Origin of the sequence: Rickettsiella endosymbiont of Miltochrista miniata (assembly GCF_964031245.1) — a bacterium.
Classification (GTDB): domain Bacteria; phylum Pseudomonadota; class Gammaproteobacteria; order Diplorickettsiales; family Diplorickettsiaceae; genus Aquirickettsiella.
Map to the genome: position 1 here is coordinate 1012460 of NZ_OZ035017.1, position 23210 is coordinate 1035669.

Consider the following 23210-nt stretch of genomic DNA (forward strand, 5'->3'; position numbering starts at 1 on the left):
TTATGAATTAACTCGTTGAATTTTATTATTTGTATTGATCGTCATTGCGAGCGCGGAGCGCGTGGCAATCTACATTCGCTAGAATATAAAGAAATTATTCCCCTTTAGCAAAGTTTTTAAGCAGTTTTTGCTGTCAAAGGCCTACCGACATCATATGCTTCAGCTATTTGGCTGAGCTGATTATTCGCAGCAGGCCTAGCAAAGAATGTAAGGGGTCGCAATATTTTTCTCGAAAATACCGTATCACGCGCAACGCTCAATGCACTAAAAAAATCTGATCTTGGACTTAATGTTTGTTGTTCAGAAGTATCACGCTTTTCAGCAGATGACATTAAACATTGCATGAGCGCTTGGCTAGCCAGATAAGCACCGGTTTTGAATGCCGGCACTAAAGCCATTTGCACGAATAATTTATTTAATAAAGACACTGTTTCGGGAAAAATCTCCAGCTGACCGCTTAATTTCCAAAGCTGTGAAGGTGCATATTCTAACTCGGTAACCACAATAAAAAACAATAACTTGATACAAGTTTCTAATTTGCTAGAGACAAAATCTTTTGAGTTTTCTCGCATAAAATCGGTCAGTAGGGATGCCAGCGTGGCCATTCCACAACTTAAAAAACTCGTATAACCTAAAACAAGTAAAGTCGCGCGCGGTATAAATTTTAATAATGTTTTACGCGTGTGTCCGATATGACAAGCATCGATTACACCTTCAAAAAATCCTTGTAGTAACGGTATCGTTAGCAATTGAGAGCAGTGCTGTAAACGTTGAAAAAACACTTTATCCATGATCGGCTGATCCGCTATCGACACCCCTAGCGGAGCTTGCTTGTTCACCAATGCTTCAGCAATGGGATGATCTTCTACTACTATCGCAGGCATAGCATACGCTGTAACGTTATTAACGGCTGTCCTATTCTGTCGATTAAAAATTTGAATATGACAGGTTTTTCTAGCTTCTGTCTGTGTAAAAATAACACTGATATTATAATCTTCAGTGCGATTATCAAGCTCAATATGACAATGCTCTAAGCTGGTGTTTGTAGAAGTTTCAGTCAATAGGCAGTGCAATTTTTTTTCTCGAGGGATAGCCACTGCTTGACACAATTCAATCAAATCAAGAGACGTTGCATTATCGAATAATAAATACTGCGGACCCGGATTACTTAATAAGACCCTATTTTTTACTGGCATTTTTTCTTTGACCACCAACGTGACATTGCGTTGCAGTCGCGTAATATTATTACTTATCATTACCTCAAGTGAAAAAATACCCGTCGCATTACTGCTGCCTTTTAGCTGACAATCCCGATCAAGGATGAGTGACAAAGAAACATCATAGGGTAATAAATGACAGCTAATAAATTTCGGACTTAAACTCACTACTTTAAATTGCTCAATCAAATCGATTGAAAAGTGGTTATTGAGATAACTGGTTAAACTCATTTTTTCCTGTGCTAAAATAGGATAAACAAATGCTTCCTGCGCACGTAAATATTCGATCATTTGCGTAAGTTTTAATTGATCTTGACTTGAAATATAAATCCCTTCCATTAAATAATAACTCGGAAAATCAAATGCAAGGCCCGTCAAGCTATCCGGGGCGATAGAATAAATTGCCTTGGCCAAGCCAAACACATCTTGATAGGTGCGCACCACGGGGTAGCCAGCATATTTATCCACTAAATAAAAATAATCCTTTTTTTGACTCGTACTGGCATTGTAACTATCTAATATCTCTTCCATACGCGTGGTATTAAAACTGAGATAAGGCGCCAAATCTTGCACGCGATAATGCTGTAGTGAGAAAGGTGAGATCAAGGTATAGGGAGTCGTGAGTAAAATATCACTAAAAGGATAAATGTTAATAAATTTCTGCAACTTCTCAAGTCTTTCGTCCCAAGGTATCGTATCATCATAATAGATATCATCTACGTCAGGTGCTGGTATATTGATATTTAAAATGTGATTGCTGTTATCGGCACTAAAATGCGCATGTTTGATGCCGAATAAATGATAGATTTCATGCGCTATCACACCCGTCCCATAACGTAAAAAATAGTTATTTTCAGTGGTGCAAGTGATCATGGAAAAAGGCGGTAAACTGAGATTGGCAGTAGAAGACGGATGACCAAAAAAATCTTTCACCGTTTTGCTATACAATAAGCTCGATCGCGTCCCGCATCCCCATTCGTCGGCACTTTCGTTAGAATTTCGAGTGAAAAATATCTGATTTTGATATTTTTCCTTAAGATACAGAGTATCTAAAGGACAATTTCCAGGCAGCGTACCCATAACCTTCGGAGCGTAACGTAAATTGGCTAAGCCTAACTGATTAAAGCTTTCTACTGCTATTTCGATGGTATCCATGTAATCAGGCTTTTGCAAAGCCGTATCTGAATAAGCATAGGTCAGTGTTAAACGCTGACCGGGCTGACTAAACCATAACTTTCTTAAACCCCCAATAGGTCGTTCGAATACAAAACGCTTTTCACGTATTTTTTTTTCTTCGATCATAAAAACTCTTTTTTTTATTTGTTTTAGTTTTTCAATACAATGTGCGGCGAGTGTATTTTTAAACAACTTATTTTTCAATAGTAAATAAAGCGCGGACAAATTCCTGTGCTGAAAAAACTTGCAGATCATCAATACCTTCACCTAAACCAACAAAACGGATCGGCAACGCTAATTTTTTTGCGATGGCAAAAATCACGCCACCTTTAGCTGTGCCATCTAATTTGGTTAACATCACACTCGTTAAGGAGATGGCTTCGTTAAAAGCTTCAGCTTGCAGCAATGCATTCTGACCGGTGCCCGCATCCAGTATTAACATGATTTCGTGTGGCGCTGTCACATCCAATTTACTAATGACCTTTTTTACTTTTTGTAATTCTTGCATTAAATTCTGCTTGGTATGCAAACGTCCTGCGGTATCCGCAATTAACACATCTATATTTCTTGCTTTGGCGGCTTGAAACGCATCATAAATAACTGAAGCACTATCGGCGCCCTGATGTTGAGCAACGATCGGAATATGATTACGTTCAGCCCAAATGGTTAATTGCTCGGTTGCTGCAGCACGAAACGTATCACCTGCAGCCAGCATCACTTGCTTACCTTGCTTCTGCAAGTAATGCGCAAGCTTGCCTATACTCGTTGTTTTACCAACACCATCACACCTACCACTAAAATAACGGTGGGTTTGTGTGCCGCGTTAATCACTAAAGCCTGTTCACAGGGTTGTAATAATTCACCTAATTGTTGTTGCAATACATCCCATACCGCCTGACCATCGGCTAATTGATTGCGAACCAATTTCAATGTTAAAAGCTGAATAATTTCTTGTGTCACCATAGGGCCGACATCGGCTGTTAAAAGCAAATCTTCAACTTCTTCAATTAATTCGGCATCAACCTTTTTTTTACCTAATACTAAACTGGCAAGACTTTCGGTTAATTGATGACGCGTTTTCTGTAAACTATTTTTGATACGATTAAAAAAACTATTTTTACTATTAAGCGAAGCTTCTTCATTAGAAACATCGGGCTGAGATTCTTTGCGTTTTAAAAATTTAAACATAGTCTATGTAGGGTAGCTGGAAAACGTTTATAATAAATGACTTATTACATTTAACGCAACGCAGAGTTCCGCAAATGGATGGCCACGCTCATTAACATTCGCTCGCCATGACGCTGTTCTATTCGTAGCGAACGCGTAACATATAGATCGTCATTGCGAACGCGTAACATATAGATCGTCATTGCGAGCGCGTAGAATATTGATCGTCATTGCGAGCGCGTAGCGCGCGGCAATCTGTTAGAGTATATTTTTTATGAAAAAAGGTGAAATCAGAATCATCGGCGGACTATGGCGCGGTAGAAAACTTCATTTCCCTGCTATCCCCGATTTACGTCCAACTCCGAATCGCATCCGCGAAACTTTGTTTAATTGGTTAGCCCCTTATCTTAGCGATGCCAACTGTTTAGATTTATTTGCTGGCAGTGGCGCTTTAGGGTTTGAAGCACTCTCGCGTTACGCTAAATCAGTGAGCTTTATTGAACAGTCCTCGCTATTAGTTTCCTATTTAAAAGCGCAGCTGAAGCAGCTCGGGGCTGAAAACCGCGCCCAGGTTTATCAGGCTCAATTTCCTTTTGCGGCAACAAAACTATTTGAAACAAAAAAACCGCTCTTTAATATCGTTTTTCTGGATCCTCCTTTTCATCACAATTTGCTAGGCTCGGCCTGCACCTGGCTAGTCAAAGAAGGTCTATTGGCGCCAGAAAGTATGATTTATTTGGAAGCCGAAGCCAGCCTTAAAAAGCTGGTATTGCCAGAAAATTGGGAGATTCAGCAGGCCAAAACCGCCGGTCAGGTGCAATATACCTTAATTAAATCCACCCCCTAAAAGCATGGCTTGACATTATATTACCTTCTTGCTTCAATGCATTCGTAGGTTACAGAATTTTATCTAAAATAAGATAAGCATGAAAAAAATAACAGTGGCGCTTTTTGTGGGTCTACTCTCGGGGTGTGCTTCACAAAACTTACCAAATTCCATAACCCCCGCTATCAACGCTCACTCAGATGATGCCTCAATTAGGCTAGCCGAAGCAGCACGCTCTGTTAGTCAGTCATTAAATGAGTTAAAAGAACTGGAGAAGGCTTCTAGCCCTCCTATTAGCAAGCCACTACCCTATCCCAGCTCTTCGGGACTAGAAAAAACTATCGCCTCAGTCGATTGGTCGGGTCCCATAGAGCCGCTATTACAGCGTATTGCCAAACTTGCTCATTTCCATTTGCAAATCATAGGAAAACTGCCAGCTGTTCCCGTTTTAGTGACGATTTCCTCACAAAATACGCCGCTGAACTATATCATCCGCGATGCCAATCTTCAGGCAGGTAAAAAAGCCAATATCATCGTCTATCCTGGCATTAAGACCATAGAACTACGTTATGCTAAATATTAATATTAAGTATTTCGGAAATTTATTACAACAATATCTGCGAATCATATTTGGCCTAAGTCTATTTGCGCTGCTCAGCGCCTGTAGCACCACACAACCTAATTATAAAACCGTCGGTAGTTTAGATAATTTAACACAACTACAAAATTTACATGCCCAGGTGTCGAAGGACAAAAAGGAAATGACTGCTTTACGTTCACAAGCACTGCAAGATATCGCGATGAGTGTCGGTGCTCAAGCCGGTTTAGCGTGGCGTTCTGAACAGATTAATCAGGTATTAACTAAAAATTCTTCACAGTTAGATCGGATTTTTAATTTCAATTTAATTTTACTCGACCATAACGTCATCCCTCCTGTACTCGTCCAAGGGAATAATTCACTGAAGCTCGCCGATGGACAAACCTTACGTATCAATGATCGTACTTACCAAATTATTAGTCAGGCACGTTTCACTACCGCACCGCCTCAATGGCATAATTATATATGGATGGATTACCAACATCCTGAATTACCCTTACCCGCTTTTTTGCCGAAAACACCTGAAGAACGGCTCGTCTGGAGAAAATATGCCACCTTGGGTTGGCAAGATGGTATCGATCAAGCCGATGCTATTTTTAATGAGAATTTAGCGCGTTTAACCCGCGATTACACGGGTATGGCTTTATATCAAAATTTATTGTTGAAAGGTATGGTCAGTAAGCCTTTTGTGGCACATACCGATCTCGGTGTCACCGGTGATAGTTCTGATTTACATATTAACGATCAAATATTGCGTATCACTTCATTACCAAAATTACAAGTTAATCCAGGTCGATGGAAATCCATCGTGACGCACGATGATGACAGCACATCTACTTCACGATGAACCGGTACGCTTCACGTCGGCTTGCTTAGCTCGTCTACTTATTCACTGCCAAAAGCTGGGCGCTTCGGATATTACGCTGCAAACCGGCGAACCCGTTTTTGCTGAAAGTTATGGTCGTTTACTCCGCATCACGCAACGTAAATTATCCAACACCGAAGTCGCTGAGACACTCAATCTAATCTATGGGCCTAATGGTAGCGCGCAAATTTTAAGTGGCGTTGATATTGATACGCACTATGAATTTCGGCCTAATCGTAACGAACGTTATCGATTCCGAGTCAATGCCACCGGCTGTTTAGTAGAAGGTCATGATGCAATACAAATAAGTTTTCGTACTATTCCCAGTACGCCACCTAAAATGTCGGATCTGAATTTAGAAAGTGAATTAATCGCTGCGTTAGCCCCTGCACAAGGCATCGTCTACGTCACCGGAGCGACCGGTTCCGGTAAAACCACCTTGTTAGCCGCTATTATCCGCGATCTGGCTGAAAAAGAAGATTCGCATCGTAAGATTCTTACGTACGAAGCCCCGATAGAGTTTGTCTACGACTCAATTGACATGCCCAGTGCTATCGTCAGTCAATCCGAGATACCTAGACATCTGCCCAGCTTCGCCGCGGGCGTACGCAATGCCCTGCGGCGCAAACCCCGACTCATATTAGTTGGCGAATCGCGCGATCCGGAAACCATTGGTGCTTCTATCGAAGCAGCATTAACAGGGCATCCCGTTTATACCACCTTACATAGTAATGGCGTGGCAGAAACCTTAAGACGATTAGTCAACTCCTTCCCAGCTGAAGAAGCTAAAGCCAGAATGATCGATATTATCGAAACCATACGTGTCGTCATTTGGCAACAATTAGTCCCTAGCATGGATGGAAAGCGCATTGCATTACGCGAATTTTTAGTTTTTGATGAAAAATTAAGGGATTTTTTATTAGATTCTAAACTGGATAATATCAGTGCCACGACACGACGCATGTTAAAAGAACATGGTCAACCGATGTCTGTTGATGCCAAACGTAAATTTGACGCCGGTTTCATCAGTGAACGGGTGTATAAACGCTTAATGCTTAGTGCGGAATTTTCCGAGCACCATGATGGTGTTTAACAACAACACTTGGCGACCTGCTGCTAGCTTATCGATGTTGCGTTTGTCGCGCCAAACTTTTATCCGACATTCGTGATTTTTTTTGCCGAATGCCAAGTATTAGAAGTAGAAACTCCCTTACTCAGTCAGGCTACTGTCACCGATCCTCATTTACATAGTTTTCAAACGCCCTATTGTTTGGACAATAACGAACACCACCTAACGCTTTATCTGCAAACTTCTCCTGAATTTGCGATGAAACGTTTATTGGCAGCTGGATCAGGACCCATTTATCAAATTTCCAAAGCATTTCGTAACCAAGGAGAATCGGGACGTTATCACAATCCTGAATTTAGCTTATTAGAATGGTATCGACCTGGCTATGATCATCATCAATTAATGGACGAAGTAGAAGCCTTATTAAAAAAATTATTAGCCTGTGAACCCGCACAGCGTTTTAGTTATACGCAAATTTTTCAACGTTATTTGCAGTGTGATCCACATCGACTGTCACTTAAAGATTTAAAACAGCTTGTTCTTCGTTTAGGTCTAGGCACTGAAAATTTAGGTCTAAACAACATTGCAGATTATTTAAATTTCTTAATGTCTCATGTCATCGAACCACAGTTACCTAAACAATTAGTTTTTATTTATGATTACCCGGTTACTTTAGCGGCTTTAGCTAAAATACGTGGCGATACAACATCTGTGGCAGAACGTTTTGAGGTTTATCTAAACGGTATCGAACTTGCCAATGGGTTTCATGAATTAAGTGATGCCAACGAACAACGACTACGTTTTCAGAATGATCTCAGCACACGTGCTAAGCACGGCTATTCACCCGTACCCATCGATGAATATTTATTAGCGGCTTTGACGCACGGGCTTCCTGAATGCTCAGGCGTAGCTTTAGGTATTGATCGTCTATTAATGCTCATGGCAAAAATGGATGAGGTAGCGGAAGTCATCAGCTTTCCCATCCAACGCGCTTAACACCATCTAAAAAGTCCGTCATGGCGAGCTCACGAAGTGAGCGTGGCCATCTAGTTTGGATTGCCGCGCGCTTCGCGCTCGCAATGACGAGCAATATTTTCGTGCTCGCAATGATGAGTAAAAAACTACGATCGCGATGGAATACTCATTCTACTTCATCGCTTTGAATGATTTTTACGCCGATAGTTTTCATTTCAGAAATAGCTAGCCGTCCATCTTCTGGATTGACATTCACCGCTCGACATCCATCTTCAATCAAATAAGTTTTAAAACCTAATTTGCAGGCATCTAATACCGTATATTTAACGCAATAATCTGTGGCCACACCCATAATATACACTTCAGTAATCTGTAATTCTTTGAGAAATTCAGCTAAACCGGTTTGTTTTTGATGATCATTTTCAAAAAAACCACTGTAACTATCAACTTCTGGATCACTACCTTTGCGAAATACTTTGATAATGTGATCTAATTTAAGATTTTTTACAAACTCGGCACCTTTGGTATTTTGTACGCAATGGACAGGCCATAACATTTGTGACAACCCGGCTTGTTGAATAAACTCTCCAGGAAAACGACCTGTATGATTGTCAGCAAAACAAGAGTGATCTTCGGGATGCCAATCCTGTGTGGCGATAACATATTTAAAATGTTGCTGAACGCGATTAGCCACTGGAATCACTTCATCAGCATTTTCCACCGCTAATGAACCTCCAGGCATAAAATCATTTTGTAAATCCACTAAGATCAAGGCTCTTTTCATAAAAGTTAGGTTCCATGAACAAAAAATTATTATATTAATGAGGCGAGCACAATGCCACTAACTACCTTTTTATTTTAATCTTTTTTTGCATCTCAGGAAAGAGAAAAATAATTAGTCATTTGCAGATTCTAGATATTGGCAAATTTACCAAATTAAAATTATGCATGGATTAAAATAAATTATTTTTTAGAAAATGATGTTTTATAAAAATTTCTTTGAATTTCAATTTTCCGTTCTTGCATTTTTTCCAGTTTGACTAGTTTTGAAACTTTAACCCTATTAGCATAAAAGGAATTTTTTTCTTTGTTTAAACACTTAATACAGAAATTTAAAGCAAAAAGAGAAGTATGTAACTCGCTACGTGCGGTTACTTCAGTTATTCCAGAATGTTTTGGACGAAAAAATGCATGCTCTCTTTGTAAAAGAGGATAATTTCCATTCGCTTGTTTTAACTGTCTTTTCGAATGCCTACCCTCTATGCCTAAAGGACTTAGCTGATTATTTTTAAACGCGGGAGTCTGTATTTTTATATCTAGCAACGGCTGCTTTAAAAATTTAAAAGGCGATAAAAAAGCAGGTTTGTATTGTTGATAATTTTTATTGTCATATTTATTTAATGAGTTTGGTTTTGGATCTAATTTTATTTTTTGTTTATACTTTTTTTCGTGTTCAACCATGTGTCTATTGTTATTTTCTGAGAGTCGCTGTTGCCTATTCAATGAACTAACACTAATATTTTTTTGCCTATGGTTATTTTCCTTAGGCTGTTTTTTTCTGCTTTCATATTGCAAAAGATAATCATCGGCAAGGTCTAGAATCGCGTCGTCGGTTTCTATCTCTTGTTTTACAAAATCAAATTTATCTGTTATGGAAATATCTCTAACCTGGCGTCTTCTGCTCTTAGCAGAAAAAGTAGCGGCTAAAGGAATCTCTGTCGCAGTTGTAAATTCCATCTCGGTAACACACGCCCCCGGTGAACTAATGAGAAGACTTTCTAAAAAACTAGTATTTTCTAATTTGGCTAACAGACTTAAAGTAAATTCTTCCGTGACATTATTACTGACTCCACAGCTGGCTAACGCTTGCCAAAGCTCAGATAAATAGCCTGCTAGTTTTGCTTCGGAAAAATATTCATCTTGTTGCAAATCAAATTCAAAACCGCCAAATACACTTTCAATATTCTTAATTAATCGCAACAGCAGCGGAGATTCATACCAATTATATAGACTTCTTTTTTGAATTCTTGGTAATTGAATAACACCTGTTGGTGGCCCCCAATAGCTGGGATCGGTTGGCAGTGATCGGTTAGGAGTCGTAGTGAAAAAAATCTTTAGCTCATCAAATTTTTCCGATACATAACTACCGATATTGACGAAGAACTCTTTGGTAATATTCCAACCGTATTCATTGCCTATCATTAAATCAGGTCGAATTCGCTGCATAGAATCCACCACATCGTGTATCACTTGTTTTTCAGTGGAACATTCGCCTCGATCGATACATTGCTCTGCCGCTATCGTAGTGAGATTTATTTGTCTTTCATCGGCACCTCTTTCCTGGCCTACTTCTTGTGCGAGATGGTAGGCCAGTAGCTTTAACACGGTTTTGTTTTCTGCGTCTATAAACTGGATATCCGCTGTTTTGGGATTATTGATCGCTTCACCAATGAAGTAGATGATCGCTGCTCCTAGTTCATAATGAGCGCCATTACGCACCCCCGTTCTCAACCCCGATCCTAGTTTTCTTCTCACTTCTGAATTTATACTGCGTAAGCGAGCACGATCTTCTTCTCTATCATAAGCTTTGCGTGTATTTAATTTGACATCTTTTAATAATCCACGAAATTTTTCGGTATGTAGGATTTGATGCTGAGTCATACTCAGCGTGGTGATCGTAGGCCTTCCATTTATCAATTCTACGCGAGATAATTGTGTGTGTTGATTATAGTAATTCAATTTCACATCAGAAAATCCCAGTCGGCCGATATTATCAGCGAATTCGCTTAACGGCGTTGCATCGCTAAATATTTTAGAAAAATGGAAACGTAGATTAATATTCTTACGCTCCGAGACTTCGAATGCAGTAATACTCTTCTTAGTAAAGCTGTCTAATTTAATGAACACATCCTCATCGGGCCGATATCCCCAATAAAAATTCACTTCATTGACCTCGTCAGACAATATATAAAGTGGTTTGGGTCCCAATACTAACTCTTTTATGGAAAAACGTTCTCGGCTAGGCACAGCAAATGCTTCAATATCGGTCACTGAAATTCTTTTCTCAATATAGGTTTTTTGGAAAAGAAAATGTATCGTACAAAAAGGGTTAGATAAAATGCTCCTTCTATGGCGCGTACCAGAAACACAACTTAGCGGTGATTGTTTATATTCAGCGCCTTCTAATTTAAGATCGATGGCCGATATCGCTTGTTCGGTGAGCACTTGACTCAAGTAAAAACTATTTAAATTACTACCGCGAAAATCACGCAATCCTTGTCGATAGAGATGTAAAAAGCTCTCTTTCTTAAGCTTGGCACCTAATACAGGAAGTGCGACTAATTTTTGTGGAATCGGCCCTTGCAGTGCTTTTATTCCTGTAAAATCTCGCTGTCCACTATCATACAAAGCAAATAAAAAATTTGCTGACATTTCAACCTGATCAAAATTAAGTTGTGAGAAGGCAGGTCTTAAAAGTATACTATCACTGCTAAATTTAACATGCCGAAATGTAGCGCTATCCAATTGCGATTCCTTGATTGCAATACTAAGCTTCATATTTGATGCATGCTGAGTCACTATTTTTGGCGTAAATAAGGCCGCACTTAGATCAGATTTTATAAAATTTATATACAAGATTTCACCAATAAACTCAGTTTTTTTAAAATTCATTTGATGAAAACTATAGAATTCGTAGGGATCTTCAGGTCTCTTTTCTATATAAATTTTACAGCTGGCAAAATTCTTAATCCCTCTTTTATATAAGTAATCAACGGTAACCAGATCGAATTGGCTCGCTTCTAGATTAGTGTGAGGATTAATAGCGATTTGATTTAAATTTGTGCCGACAAGATTTGCCCGGGCTAAATTAGCTTCCCATAAAGTAACCCCTTGCAATTCAAGTTTACTTAAATCACAGGACCCTAAATTAGCATTAGTAAAATCGAGAAATCGCAAACGAGGTTTAACAAATTCATCTTGAAAATTAACCTCTTGCAAATTTGATCCGACAAAATCCACGACATAAGCGGATCTTAACCCTTTAAATGATTCAGTCGATAACAGGGCATTTTCTAAATCAATGTTTGAGTAAGGCGTGCTAAAAGGTTTATTAAAATTAACTTTTCTAATATCGGTATTTTTAAATGATATATGTTCTAACTCTGCAAAAAAACTAACTCCTTCCATATCAGCCCGATCAAATTTGCAATGACGAATAGACTGATAAAATTTCGTAAATTTAATAATGACATTAGAAAAGTCTAGCCCTTCTAAATAGGCGTGTGGCAATTTAATAAAATTAAGATTTGAAAAACTGTTAAATTCATTGTCAAGCAGCGTCGAAATCAAGCCTTTGGTAACACTTAACGCCTCTTGCTTGCTCATCGCGTTATAATCTTCCTTTAAATAATTAACCGCTAACCCAGGCAGCACATGTTTAATATCTGCTTTGTTTAAAGCGTGATATAACATCCTTTGCACAAACGCTGTATCACATTCTGCAAGAAATACGCTGCGTTTTGCCTGGTCAGGTATATGGGTTAATAATTCTATAAAAAGTCTAACTGAATCCTTATTTTTACAAAGAGTTACTATTCGCCGTAATGATAAAGAATCGGTAAAAAAATCACCGTAAGCGGCAGGAAGATTTTTTATTACGCTAATTAAACCATCGATGTCTTTAATAAAATCATGGATTATTCGAATAATATTAATACGACGCTGGTTTTCTTGCAGATGCGTTAAAGGAATAAGTGTAGGTAAACGATCTGCTTTGATAAGCTCAATTATCGATACTCTTTGATTGCCTACCCAAAACCAAGTAAAGCCTATTTCAGAATTAAACTCATAATATTCCAGCGACCCTCCTCTATTTAAGTTTATTCTTTTTGCTTCGTAAGCTTTTAATAATTTTCTAGCCAGTAACCGCTGTGTAACGGTTATTTGTAAGGCATCGACCGTTTTCAATTCGCCACTGTCAGTTAAAATCTCTTCTAATCCTACTTTATTGGTTTTAAACCAATCATCTACCCCTAATAGATTCAATTTATTCAGAATACGTGTGGATTTATCGGCGTAATCACTATCTTCGGACAGTATTTGTGTAAAACTAGTATGTAATTTTTCGCTGATATAACCAACTAAATTTTTCGCGGTGATATGTTGTTCCAGGTCCTTGATATATAAATCGACAATGGCCTTTTTACTTAATGCACTGAGACCATTTCCTAGTTCAATCGCCCCTTGATCGCGTTGACTATCAATCGGAAATCCACGTTCCTTGGCTTGCATCAATAAATAATTATTCGCATGCAATAGATTCTGATCGACAGCACTATCCGACGCTTTGCATACCATAACTTGATACGTATCTGGCATGGCAAACGGACGTTTTGCGGCGACATGGCTTGCCATAGTCTTAGCATAAGCGCGTAACCATTGCTTAATCTGTAAATCTCCTTCTAAATTTTCTTGTAATTGCAAAGCGGCACTGCTAATACGTGAATAACAACCGGCAATACATTTTTCTAATTCTTTATCCGCTAGTAAATTAATGATAATTTTTTTTCGTTCTTCTAATTTAATCAGTGGCTCATCTAATAGCACCGCTATTTTTTCTAGCAATAGTTTTCCATCGCCATAAAGTAAAGCCATATTATCGCTAGGTTGCTCTAGTTTTTTTAAAAAAACCGATAAAGTTTCACCCCCTTCAAGTTTATGACTGACGGCCCATAACTGAATATGCGTGACACTCAGCTTTAGTTCTACTTGCAAAAGTTTAAACTTATCACTATGCAGACTACTTGTTTCATCTTGATAAACAAATTTGTTTAAATCGTTTAAGTTGCGACCACCTTGATAATAAGTCGGTGGTTGATCAGCCGTTAAATACGGATAGAGTTTTTGTTTAATTAATTGCTCTAGTCGATTTAATTCCTCGACAGCAAGCCTAATTTCATCGTCAGATAATAAATGCAGTGAAAAAAAATCTGCGCTTAACAAAGGATCTTTTGGCATATGACTTCCTGGTCATTTTTTTTAAAAATGAAAATAATTATTTTTAAAAAATTTTTGAAAATATATATTAATTAAATAAAAAAATATAGTCTTTAAAAAATATAGTTAAACGATGAAAAATTTAAAAAAATTCAGTCGTTGCGTAAATTATTAGTCGTCATTGTCAGCACCGAAGAATATTGATCGTCATTGCGAGCACCGAAGAATATGATCGTCATTGCGAGCGCGTAGCGCGCGGCAATCCATGGATGGCCGCGGCTCATTAATTTTACTGTACAGAAGATTTTGCTTTTAAAATACGAGCTAATTTTAAATGATATAGATTTTCTTCTAAACCGACTGGATAAGCATGGGGATTTAATAGGCGGCGAATACTTTCATGAAATTGCTCTAATTCCTGATGAGTTTTTTCTTGGCTGGATTTTAATGAAGGTACTTTATAAACTAATTTCCCTAAGCGAAAAATCGGGGTTAATAAATCGCGGTATGGTGTTGCTGCAGGAATAGAGCGCCGTTTGGTCGGATCGATAGGATCAATAATCGTGATATTATCGACTGAAATTCCTAATTTTTCATCATAAATAGCATCAGCCATCGCTAAACCATCCACTTTATCAGCATAATAACGCCGCACGGATAAAATCCCAGGAGTGGAAATTTTAATGGTTTGTTCCGATAACTTAAGCTTGTTTTCCCATTCACCCTGTGCAGACTTAATCGCACTAAGTTTGTAGACACCTTCGAGCGCTGGCTGTTCATACGCAGTAATTAAATGCGTGCCTACGCCCCATACATTAATACTGGCGCCTTGCTCTTTCAAACTGGTAATCACTAACGGATTCAGATCGTTGCTACCGACAATGACCGCATCATGGTAACCCGCCGCATCTAAAAGTTGTCGCGCTTGTTGACTTAAATAAGCTAAATCACCGGAATCCAAACGTATCCCTGCTAATTTAAAACCACTGGGTTTTAATTCTTCGGCAACTTTGATCGCATTTTTAACGCCTGCGAGCGTGTTATAGGTATCCACTAAAAAAATACAGCGATCGGGAAAGGTTTGTGCATAGGCGCGAAAAGCTTCTAGTTCGTTAGCAAAACTTAGCACCCAACTATGTGCATGTGTTCCACGTACCGGAATATCAAGTAATTTTCCAGCTAATACATTAGACGTAGCAGAACAACCACCAATATAAGCGGCGCGGCTCGCCATTAAGGCGCCATCAAAACCTTGAGCACGACGTAATCCAAATTCTAATACCGGCTCACCCCGTGTGGCTTGCAACAGGCGCGCGGCGCTAGTGGCAATGAGACTCTGAAAATTAATAATATTCAGTAAAATACTTTCTAATAACTGACATTGTAATAAAGGTCCTTTAACACGGATTAAAGGTTCTTGAGGAAAAACCACGGATCCTTCCTCAACGGCATCGATATCACAACAAAATTTTATTTGTTGTAAATAATTTAAAAAATCGGCAGGAAATAAAACTTTACCTTGTGTATCGGTCAATCCAGCTAAATAATCGATATCGTCTTCGGTAAATTTAAAATTCAAAAGATAATCAATCAATGTGCCTAAACCTGCACAAATAACATACCTACCATTAAAGGGTGCTTGCCGAAAGCTATGATAAAAAACGGCGTCACGTTCGTGTATCCCCGCTTTCCAATAGCCGTAGGCCATGGTCAACTGGTAGAAATCGGTTAATAACACTAAAGAAGATTTATAGAGTTGTGTTAATGAGTTTTGCATTAGACCTTTTACATAACCTGCGTAATAGACTTGATTTTATCATTATGCGAAGAGTACTAATAGTTGTGTTTTTAATCGTGGTGGGGATTTTAAAGGAAAGTTTCGCTGCGGTTAGCTACTTGAATGGCTGCGCACACGCTCGGTTAGCTTCAGCCATGCAAGGATCTTTCATCATTATTTGAAAAATTCGCATTTTTTGACCAACCTATCAACCACCCGTTTGTTTTTCTCGAATTTCATCCAACGTTTTACAATCGATACAAAGATTGGCGGTAGGACGAGCTTCTAAGCGGCGAATACCAATTTCAACGCCACAAGAATTACAGAAGCCATAGTGACCTTCATCGAGTTGCTGTAAGGCATCCTCAATTTTTTTAATGAGCTTACGTTCACGGTCGCGTGCACGTAGTTCTAGATTAAATTCCTCTTCCTGAGTCGCGCGATCGCTAATATCAGGTAAAGAAGTACCCTCATCTTGTAGATGATGTACGGTTCGACCCATATCTTCCAACAACACGCGTTTTCGCTGTAATAATAAACGGCGAAAATACGCCTGCTGGCTCGAGCTCATATAGTCTTCCCCAGGACGTTCCTTATAAGGCGCTATATTTAAATCGATTTCCGAATTAATAGAAGTCAATTCTAGCCTTGTTTCTGGTAAAGAACGTTGTTTTTTAGATTCTTTCTTAGGTTTTTTATGTTCTGCCATTTTAGTTTCTATTGATGGTTGTTGTTTTACCGCAGGTAGCGCCTGGGAATCAGACTTTGCTTGCTGTTGTTTTTTTTTAGAAGGAGCTCGGATAACTTGTGCCTTCGCTACTTTTGTTGATTTTTTTTTAGCTATAGGCTTTCTACTTCTGGTAACACGGGAGGACGTCGACGTTTTCTTTGAGGTTTTGCTTTTACTAGGCTTTTTTTTTACGCGACTAACTGCTTTTTTTTTAGTCTTTCTGCGAACAGTCTTACGACGAGTCGCTGGTTTCTTACGTGTTGCAGCTTTTCTACGACGTGGTTTTCGAGTTGCTTTTTTAGCGCCTACTCTTTTACGACGACGCGTTGTTTTCACACCCGTTGCAGCTCTCTTCTTTCTTCGTTTTGTAGCTTTCTTACGTGTAGGTGTGGACTTTGCAGCGGTAGTGCGTTTTTTACGACGCTTTGCAGCTGCAGGTTTTCTTTTTACTGGCATAAAAAGTTCTCCTCTTGAGAATTTAACATTTGCCGGAATTGGCACACACACATAAACCAAACACATCTATACCAAAAATTATTCGACATGGCAATCATTTCAAAGCACCTGCCATGTCTCTTCTTTTTATTAATGATTTATAGATCATATTTTCAATTAATTCCATTTTCCACTACTAACTCGTTGATGACCGGCCAAATCTTTGTAATTTTTTATCTGCTGATAGCCATATTTTAAAAAAAATTCCTCAACAAACGCCGCCTGCTGATACCCATGTTCTAAAAATAAAATACCACCATTCAGAAGATGTTGACGTGCTTGTTGAATTATAATTTCTAAATCATTTAATCCTTTTTCACCTGAAATTAAAGCACTTTTCGGTTCGTAAGCCAAAGCACATTCTGTTTGCCAGTGTGGATCATCCCATGCAAGGTAAGGTGGATTACTAAGAATAACATCAAACTTTTCATCGACTAATAATGCCTGGCACCAATCACCTTGACGTAGTTCTATCGTTTGACTGTGATAACGGCGTATGTTGCGTTCGGCAACCTCTAAAGCGCGGGGGGAATTATCGGTTGCAACGAACTCCCAGGTAGGTCTGCTCAACGCTAATGCGACAACAATTGCCGCCGAGCCTGTTCCCAAATCCGCTATTTTTCGTTGTTCAGTGCCAAAGCTAGCAAGAACCTGTTGCACCAATAACTCCGTTTCCGGTCGAGGTATGAGTACCTCCGGCGTCACTTCAAACGACAGTGACCAGAATTCCTGTCGGCCTAGTAAATAAGCGATCGGTTCTCCCTTTTGGCGACGTGCAATCAGTTGTTTGACGTGTTTTTGCTGGCGTGTTGTCAGTAACCTATCCGGACGTTGACTATGTAATTGTGCCCGAGTCAGTCCTAAAACATGAGAAAATAACAATTCCGTATCTAAATAAGCACTGGGACTGCTTAGGCTTAGTTCTTTGATTGCCCTACGCCAACAGGAAATTAACAACATAAGATGAGCCTTAGCAGTAATTATACTCACCGCAATTGGATTTTTGACAAGGCGTCGCGAGAATGAGCAACCTTCATTTCTTCAAGATACATGAGGATTGCGATCTCCGCGATACATAGGCAATGTCAAGTGCGAAGAGTATAACTTAAAACTCTTTGGGGATTTGCTTACGTCTAATATAAGAGACAAAAAATAGGATAATCAATAAGGGTAATAACACGGGTAACAAGACGGGAAATAAAATAATCGCGACGATAGTCCAAATAACGGCTATCGCGCCGATTATTAATGCGCCAGCCCAGGTTAAAATAAACAGCAATAAAATACTTAACGAAAAAAAGAATACTGAAGCGACCAAAAATCCCCAAACACTAAAACCTATCACCACGGCTCCGGTAAATAAAGCCAGTGCGATGTGGCCGCCAATAATCAGCAATAACAGGATAAACAATGCAATAGCTAGTGATCGAAGCATTACTATTTCTCCATTATGGATAGTGTGAAATAAATCGTTATTTTCAAAAAAAGGGATTCCCTTCTTTACTCGTCATTGCGAACACGCAAAATATTAGTCGTCATTGCGAGCGCCAAAGAATATTGATCGTCATTGCGAGCGCGAAGCGCGCGGCAATCCATGGGTAGCCACGCTCATTACATTCGCTCGCCATGACAATGATTCTTTTGCTCTTTTCCATTACTTATAATTTTATTCGCCCAAGGCCGCTAACTCATCGGCTTGATATTCACGCGTCAAGGATTGAATAACCGGCTCTAAATGGCCTTCCATGATATCAGATAATTGATACAGCGTTAGATTTATCCTGTGATCAGTTAAACGACCTTGAGGAAAATTATAGGTGCGGATACGCTCTGAACGATCACCGCTACCGACCAAATCTCGACGTGTTTCTGCTTCCTCACGTTGTTGCTTGGCCTTCTGTGCCGCTAAAAGTTTGGATTGCAACAAAGACATCGCGCGAGCACGATTTTTATGTTGCGAGCGCTCATCTTGACACTCGACCACTAAGCCGGAGGGTAAATGCGTAATACGAATGGCAGAATCGGTTTTTTGTACATGCTGTCCTCCAGCGCCTGAAGCACGAAACGTATCTATTTTTAAATCGGTTGGATTGATGGTGACATCATCCACGACATCGATCTCGGGTAATATCGCCACCGTACAGGTTGATGTATGAACTCTGCCTTGCGCTTCGGTTTCGGGGACACGCTGCACGCGATGTGCACCCGATTCGAATTTCAAATGTGCATAAACAGCAGTCCCTATAATACGTGCAATAATTTCTTTATAACCACCTTGCTCGCTAGGGTTCATATGAATAATTTCCACCGTCCAGCCCTGATTTTCTGCGTAACGGGAATACATTCGAAATAAATCACCGGCAAAAATAGCCGCTTCATCTCCTCCAGCAGCCGCACGAATTTCTAAGAAAACATTCCGTTGATCATTAGGATCTTGTGGTAACAACAAGCGTTCTAGTTCTTTTTCTAATTCGACTTGCTTTTGCTGTGCAATTTTAATTTCTTCTGCAGCAAGCTCTCGCATTGCCGAATCAGCATCATGTAAACATTGCTCGGCTTGATTTAGGATAGTTAAGTTAGTCCGATATTGCTGAAAACATTGTACGACAGGGCCTAACTGAACATACTCCTTAGATAAATCACGGAAATGATTTTGATCCTTAATCACGTCCATATCACCCAATAAAGCAGTTAATTCTTCGTAACGTTCGACGATTAAGGTCAATCTATTGAATAAAGAGGTCTTCATACGACCACTTTATACCTAAAGCCAACCCCGAAGTCGAGTGCTGAATAGGGTGTTATATAAGGCTGGCAAAATTGAATCTTAATGATTCATAAGCTATTCTGAAAAGGAGTAGACCGCTATAGCGGGCGCTATAAGGTTTTACACTTTAGTAACCTAAGGGGATAGTATGAAAAAATTATTACTAATGGCTTCAGCTATTTGCATGGGTTTATTAGGTAGTATCAATGTGGCAATTGCCCACCCAGGCCAAAGTGCTTGTGCGTTTGATGCTCACTTAGTAAAAAAGGCTGGTTTTGTTTCTGGAGCGTATTATGACTCGGCAACCATACGTCAGTTATTGTCCAGAATCAACGTCACACCACGTGCTTGTACAAATATTGCATCATGTCAATATCGTTATGTTTGCAGCGAATATCATTATCTCGCTACCAATAAATTAATTCCAAACCGAGGCCCAACTATTTATTGGCATACTTCACAACCTTTCTAATAAAGGAACGGGCAAATTTAGGTATCCCTTCCCTGTGAAGGGATATTTTTTTGTGCGTATACTCTTCGCTTGATAGACAACCCTCGTCATTGCGAACACGCAAAATATTAGTCGTCATTGCGAACACCGAAGGATATTGATCGTCATTGCGAACACCAAAGGATATTGATCGTCATTGCGAGCGCGGAGCGCGCGGCAATCCATGGATGGCCACGCTCATTACATTCGCTCGCCATGACAGTGATTTTTGCATATTTTTTTACTATTATTCAATTCAATTTATAAAAAGCCTGGTAAAATTTAAATTAATTTTAGGTTATGCATCATGTCAACAATTAATGCTTCTATTACGCTTTCAACCCAGCAAGAAAATCAAATTGATTGTTTCGGTTCCTGGACCTTAAATGGCATTCGTAAAAAAAATTTAGATAGGGCTTTTAAAAAGCTGGACCGCAGCACAACATCGCCGATTATTTTAAATGCGGAAGCGATCACACGTATGGATAGTAGTGGTGCCTGGCAACTTTACCAATGGAAAAAACAACTTGCCCAAAAAAAAGACGTACAACTCATCGGTTTGAGCAAAAAACACCACGCACTGTTTACCATGATAGAAAAAGCAGCGCATCAATTAAAACCTTTACCCCATCCCAAACGTTATACCGGTTTAGCTTTACTGGGTAAAAAAGTATTCGACCAGTGGCATGAACTCAAATCATTCTTGCGTTTTATTGGCAAAACCTTTATTACCGGGTGGCAAACGGTTATTCATCCCAATCAACTGCGTGGTCGTGCCATCCTAAGCATCATTGAAAATACCGGTTTAGATGCCCTAGGTATTATTGCCTTACTATCGTTTATGATAGGTATAGTCATAACCTATCAAATGGGTTTTCAATTAAGAAATTTTGGCGCAACACTGTTTATTATTGATTTATTGGGCTTAGTGATATTACGTGAGTTTGCTCCGTTGTTAACAGCGATTATGATAGCGGGCCGCAGTGGATCGGCTTTTACTGCACAACTAGGCATGATGAAGATCAAAGAAGAAATCGATGCATTAAACACCATGGGTGTTTTGCCGAGTCAATTATTAATTTTGCCGCGTATTTGGGGATTGTTAATTGCATTGCCGCTACTCACGGTTTGGGCAGATATTTTTGGCTTACTCGGTGGCATGGCCATGACCCATAATATGTTAAATATTAGTTACACGGATTTCTTACAACGTTTTCCTAAAGTTGTTTCACCCTCATCACTCATCATCGGTGTCGCTAAAGCACCGGTATTCGCATTGATTATCGCCAACACGGCGTGTTTTCAAGGTTTACGTGTCGGTGGTAGTGCCGATAGTGTCGGCAGACAAACCACGCGTAGTGTCGTACAAGGCATTTTTTTTATTATCGTCGCCGACGCATTGTTTTCGATTTTATTTAGCCAGTTAAATATCTAATCGCCATAATTCACTGCTGTCATCAAATAAAGCGCTATACTGAGATTATGCAAGCATCTGACCCAATTATAAAAGTCGAAAATGTTAAACTTACCCTCGCTGGCCAATCGATCCATCGCGGTATTAATTTACAAGTGCAACGTGGGGAAATTATTGGCATAGTCGGAGGCAGTGGCTCAGGAAAATCCACCTTGCTGCGTGAAATTTTAGCTTTACTGACGCCCACTTCTGGTGATATTGAAATATTCGGTAAAAATTTAAGCAAGATTTCTTCAGCTGAGTTACTCAGATTACAGTGTCGCTGGGGCGTATTATTTCAACAGTCGGCACTCTTTACTTCGCTTAATGTGATTGAAAATATTTCATTCCCGCTACAAGAACATACCCAATTGGACAAAACGACCATCCAAGAACTAGCTTTAATTAAATTATTGGCGGTAGGTTTACCGATGGACTCAGCCACAAAATATCCATCTGAACTCAGTGGTGGCATGCTTAAGCGCGCTGCGTTAGCGCGTGCTTTAGTCATGGATCCTGAATTACTGTTACTCGATGAACCCACTGCAGGTCTCGACCCACAAGGCGCGGAAGAATTTGATGCATTAGTTTTAAATTTACGCAGTATTTTAGGATTAACCATCGTCATGGTCACACATGATCTGGACACACTATGGCAAATTACCGATAAAGTTGCTTTTTTAAGTGCAGGACGCGTTTTAGAATTTGCACCTATGGCACAACTGACGCAATCCAAACAGGCGCCTATAGTGGCTTATTTTCAAGGGCCACGGGGGCGCATGACACAACATCTTTATGAGGGCAATCATGGAATCTAAAGTCAATTATACCTTAGTCGGTGCTTTTGTACTTATTTTAACCATCGCTCTCATTATTTTTATTACGTGGTTATCGGCTGGGTTATCCACTAAGCATTATAAAAATTTCCAGGTCATTATGCATGAATCCGTGGCGGGCTTAGGTGTTAACTCTTCGGTTAAATATAATGGTGTTAATGTGGGTACCGTTAAGAAAATTTCTTTAAACGACCAGAATCCTGAACAAGTACGCTTGTTGCTACAAATTGAAGAACATACACCGATTACCGAAGGCACGACAGCAACTTTAAATAGTCAAGGTTTAACCGGTATCACCTACTTGGCATTGCAAGGGAGTGATTCTAACTTAAATCCTATTCCACTCATTCCTGGTGAAAAATATCCTATTATTAAAAGCGCGCCTTCTTTGTTCTTACGTTTAGATACAACATTACGTGACTTAAATAATAATATGAATCAGATTACACACGACATTAATGGTGTATTAGGTGGTGAAAATCCGATATTATTTAGCAAGATTTTAAATAATTTATCTATTACTAGTAATCATTTAGCCGCGCAAAGTAAACGTCTGGATGCTATTTTAATCAATACTGCCCGTTCAACACGCGCATTTCCGTCCTTAATGAATACCTTAACGCAACAAACGCTTCCTTCTACCAATCAAGTATTAACTAATTTAAGCATTATGACGGATAACTTACTTGAACTTTCTGACAATCTACGACAAAACCCCAGCATATTAATACGGGGACAAAAACCGCCACCTTTAGGACCTGGAGAGCAATAA

At 39.4% G+C, this 23210-nt stretch carries 17 protein-coding genes and 1 pseudogene; 9 read left to right on the forward strand and 9 right to left on the reverse strand.

The features are described 5' to 3' along the window. Positions 1-116 precede the first annotated feature (116 nt). Both AAHH40_RS04660 and ftsY read right to left on the reverse strand, forming a co-directional pair. The gene (locus tag AAHH40_RS04660; RefSeq protein ID WP_342219522.1) at positions 117-2519 is read right to left on the reverse strand and encodes a hypothetical protein; all 2403 of its coding nucleotides are present in this window, start codon (positions 2517-2519) and stop codon (positions 117-119) included. Between the two features lie 67 nt (positions 2520-2586). Then, positions 2587-3581: pseudogene (ftsY, locus tag AAHH40_RS04665) on the reverse strand (signal recognition particle-docking protein FtsY). Positions 3582-3834: 253 nt separating this feature from the next. On the opposite strand from ftsY, the gene rsmD reads away from it, so the two are divergent. The 5 genes from rsmD to epmA all read left to right on the forward strand — a co-directional run bounded on the left by rsmD (position 3835) and on the right by epmA (position 7914). Beyond that, positions 3835-4407 carry a 16S rRNA (guanine(966)-N(2))-methyltransferase RsmD gene (gene rsmD / locus AAHH40_RS04670; RefSeq protein WP_342219523.1) on the forward strand — a complete coding sequence of 191 codons (573 nt, stop codon included), beginning with the start codon at positions 3835-3837 and terminating at the stop codon, positions 4405-4407. A 79-nt stretch (positions 4408-4486) separates the two neighbouring features. Continuing rightward, a complete protein-coding gene (gene dotD, locus AAHH40_RS04675) occupies positions 4487-4969 on the forward strand; it encodes a type IVB secretion system lipoprotein DotD (protein WP_342219524.1) in 483 nt (160 codons plus the stop codon). Further along, positions 4956-5831, forward strand: coding sequence for a type IV secretory system conjugative DNA transfer family protein (locus tag AAHH40_RS04680; RefSeq protein WP_342219525.1), 876 nt, complete (start codon positions 4956-4958; stop codon positions 5829-5831). The genes dotD and AAHH40_RS04680 overlap by 14 nt, the downstream gene beginning before the upstream one ends. After that, entirely contained in the window at positions 5806-6942 is a 1137-nt protein-coding gene (dotB, locus tag AAHH40_RS04685; RefSeq protein WP_342220802.1) for a Dot/Icm type IV secretion system ATPase DotB, read from the forward strand. The genes AAHH40_RS04680 and dotB overlap by 26 nt, the downstream gene beginning before the upstream one ends. A gap of 72 nt (positions 6943-7014) precedes the next feature. Next, positions 7015-7914: an EF-P lysine aminoacylase EpmA gene (gene epmA, locus AAHH40_RS04690; protein WP_342219526.1), complete on the forward strand. Its 900-nt coding sequence runs from the start codon at positions 7015-7017 to the stop codon at positions 7912-7914. A 145-nt stretch (positions 7915-8059) separates the two neighbouring features. Here epmA and pncA read toward each other — a convergent pair whose 3' ends face one another. From pncA to prfA, 7 genes are all read right to left on the reverse strand, one after another. Beyond that, positions 8060-8677, reverse strand: coding sequence for a bifunctional nicotinamidase/pyrazinamidase (gene pncA / locus AAHH40_RS04695; protein WP_342219527.1), 618 nt, complete (start codon positions 8675-8677; stop codon positions 8060-8062). A gap of 179 nt (positions 8678-8856) precedes the next feature. After that, complete coding sequence (locus AAHH40_RS04700; protein ID WP_342219528.1) at positions 8857-13911, reverse strand: pentapeptide repeat-containing protein; 5055 nt, start codon at positions 13909-13911, stop codon at positions 8857-8859. 268 nt (positions 13912-14179) lie between these two features. After that, positions 14180-15667: a nicotinate phosphoribosyltransferase gene (locus tag AAHH40_RS04705; protein WP_342219529.1), complete on the reverse strand. Its 1488-nt coding sequence runs from the start codon at positions 15665-15667 to the stop codon at positions 14180-14182. 208 nt (positions 15668-15875) lie between these two features. Continuing rightward, complete coding sequence (gene dksA / locus AAHH40_RS04710; protein WP_342220803.1) at positions 15876-16376, reverse strand: RNA polymerase-binding protein DksA; 501 nt, start codon at positions 16374-16376, stop codon at positions 15876-15878. Positions 16377-17009: 633 nt separating this feature from the next. Next, positions 17010-17852, reverse strand: a complete 843-nt coding sequence (prmC, locus tag AAHH40_RS04715) for a peptide chain release factor N(5)-glutamine methyltransferase (protein WP_342219530.1) — start codon at positions 17850-17852, stop codon at positions 17010-17012. 145 nt (positions 17853-17997) lie between these two features. Beyond that, a complete protein-coding gene (locus tag AAHH40_RS04720) occupies positions 17998-18327 on the reverse strand; it encodes a hypothetical protein (protein ID WP_342219531.1) in 330 nt (109 codons plus the stop codon). Positions 18328-18558: 231 nt separating this feature from the next. Beyond that, the gene (gene prfA / locus AAHH40_RS04725; RefSeq protein ID WP_342219532.1) at positions 18559-19641 is read right to left on the reverse strand and encodes a peptide chain release factor 1; all 1083 of its coding nucleotides are present in this window, start codon (positions 19639-19641) and stop codon (positions 18559-18561) included. Positions 19642-19807: 166 nt separating this feature from the next. Between prfA and AAHH40_RS04730 the strand changes: the two genes are divergently transcribed. The 4 genes from AAHH40_RS04730 (at position 19808) to AAHH40_RS04745 (ending at position 23210) form a co-directional block, all read left to right on the forward strand. Continuing rightward, positions 19808-20131, forward strand: coding sequence for a hypothetical protein (locus AAHH40_RS04730; protein ID WP_342219533.1), 324 nt, complete (start codon positions 19808-19810; stop codon positions 20129-20131). A 325-nt stretch (positions 20132-20456) separates the two neighbouring features. After that, the gene (locus AAHH40_RS04735; RefSeq protein ID WP_342219534.1) at positions 20457-21584 is read left to right on the forward strand and encodes an ABC transporter permease; all 1128 of its coding nucleotides are present in this window, start codon (positions 20457-20459) and stop codon (positions 21582-21584) included. Positions 21585-21631: 47 nt separating this feature from the next. Beyond that, positions 21632-22420, forward strand: coding sequence for an ABC transporter ATP-binding protein (locus AAHH40_RS04740; protein ID WP_342219535.1), 789 nt, complete (start codon positions 21632-21634; stop codon positions 22418-22420). Then, positions 22410-23210 carry an MlaD family protein gene (locus AAHH40_RS04745; protein ID WP_342219536.1) on the forward strand — a complete coding sequence of 267 codons (801 nt, stop codon included), beginning with the start codon at positions 22410-22412 and terminating at the stop codon, positions 23208-23210. Before AAHH40_RS04740 ends, AAHH40_RS04745 begins: the two co-directional genes overlap by 11 nt.

Excerpts from the sequence above, each read along its gene's own strand:
- AAHH40_RS04720 (WP_342219531.1), bottom strand. The coding sequence starts at position 18,327 with ATGCTTCGATCACTAGCTATTGCATTGTTTATCCTGTTATTGCTGATT.
- AAHH40_RS04730 (WP_342219533.1), top strand. The coding sequence starts at position 19,808 with ATGAAAAAATTATTACTAATGGCTTCAGCTATTTGCATGGGTTTATTA.
- prfA (WP_342219532.1), bottom strand. The coding sequence starts at position 19,641 with ATGAAGACCTCTTTATTCAATAGATTGACCTTAATCGTCGAACGTTAC.
- pncA (WP_342219527.1), bottom strand. The coding sequence starts at position 8,677 with ATGAAAAGAGCCTTGATCTTAGTGGATTTACAAAATGATTTTATGCCT.
- dotD (WP_342219524.1), top strand. The coding sequence starts at position 4,487 with ATGAAAAAAATAACAGTGGCGCTTTTTGTGGGTCTACTCTCGGGGTGT.
- prmC (WP_342219530.1), bottom strand. The coding sequence starts at position 17,852 with ATGTTGTTAATTTCCTGTTGGCGTAGGGCAATCAAAGAACTAAGCCTA.
- AAHH40_RS04740 (WP_342219535.1), top strand. The coding sequence starts at position 21,632 with ATGCAAGCATCTGACCCAATTATAAAAGTCGAAAATGTTAAACTTACC.
- AAHH40_RS04680 (WP_342219525.1), top strand. The coding sequence starts at position 4,956 with ATGCTAAATATTAATATTAAGTATTTCGGAAATTTATTACAACAATAT.
- AAHH40_RS04745 (WP_342219536.1), top strand. The coding sequence starts at position 22,410 with ATGGAATCTAAAGTCAATTATACCTTAGTCGGTGCTTTTGTACTTATT.
- AAHH40_RS04735 (WP_342219534.1), top strand. The coding sequence starts at position 20,457 with ATGTCAACAATTAATGCTTCTATTACGCTTTCAACCCAGCAAGAAAAT.
- dotB (WP_342220802.1), top strand. The coding sequence starts at position 5,806 with ATGACAGCACATCTACTTCACGATGAACCGGTACGCTTCACGTCGGCT.
- AAHH40_RS04700 (WP_342219528.1), bottom strand. The coding sequence starts at position 13,911 with ATGCCAAAAGATCCTTTGTTAAGCGCAGATTTTTTTTCACTGCATTTA.
- AAHH40_RS04705 (WP_342219529.1), bottom strand. The coding sequence starts at position 15,667 with ATGCAAAACTCATTAACACAACTCTATAAATCTTCTTTAGTGTTATTA.
- AAHH40_RS04660 (WP_342219522.1), bottom strand. The coding sequence starts at position 2,519 with ATGATCGAAGAAAAAAAAATACGTGAAAAGCGTTTTGTATTCGAACGA.
- dksA (WP_342220803.1), bottom strand. The coding sequence starts at position 16,376 with ATGGCAGAACATAAAAAACCTAAGAAAGAATCTAAAAAACAACGTTCT.
- rsmD (WP_342219523.1), top strand. The coding sequence starts at position 3,835 with ATGAAAAAAGGTGAAATCAGAATCATCGGCGGACTATGGCGCGGTAGA.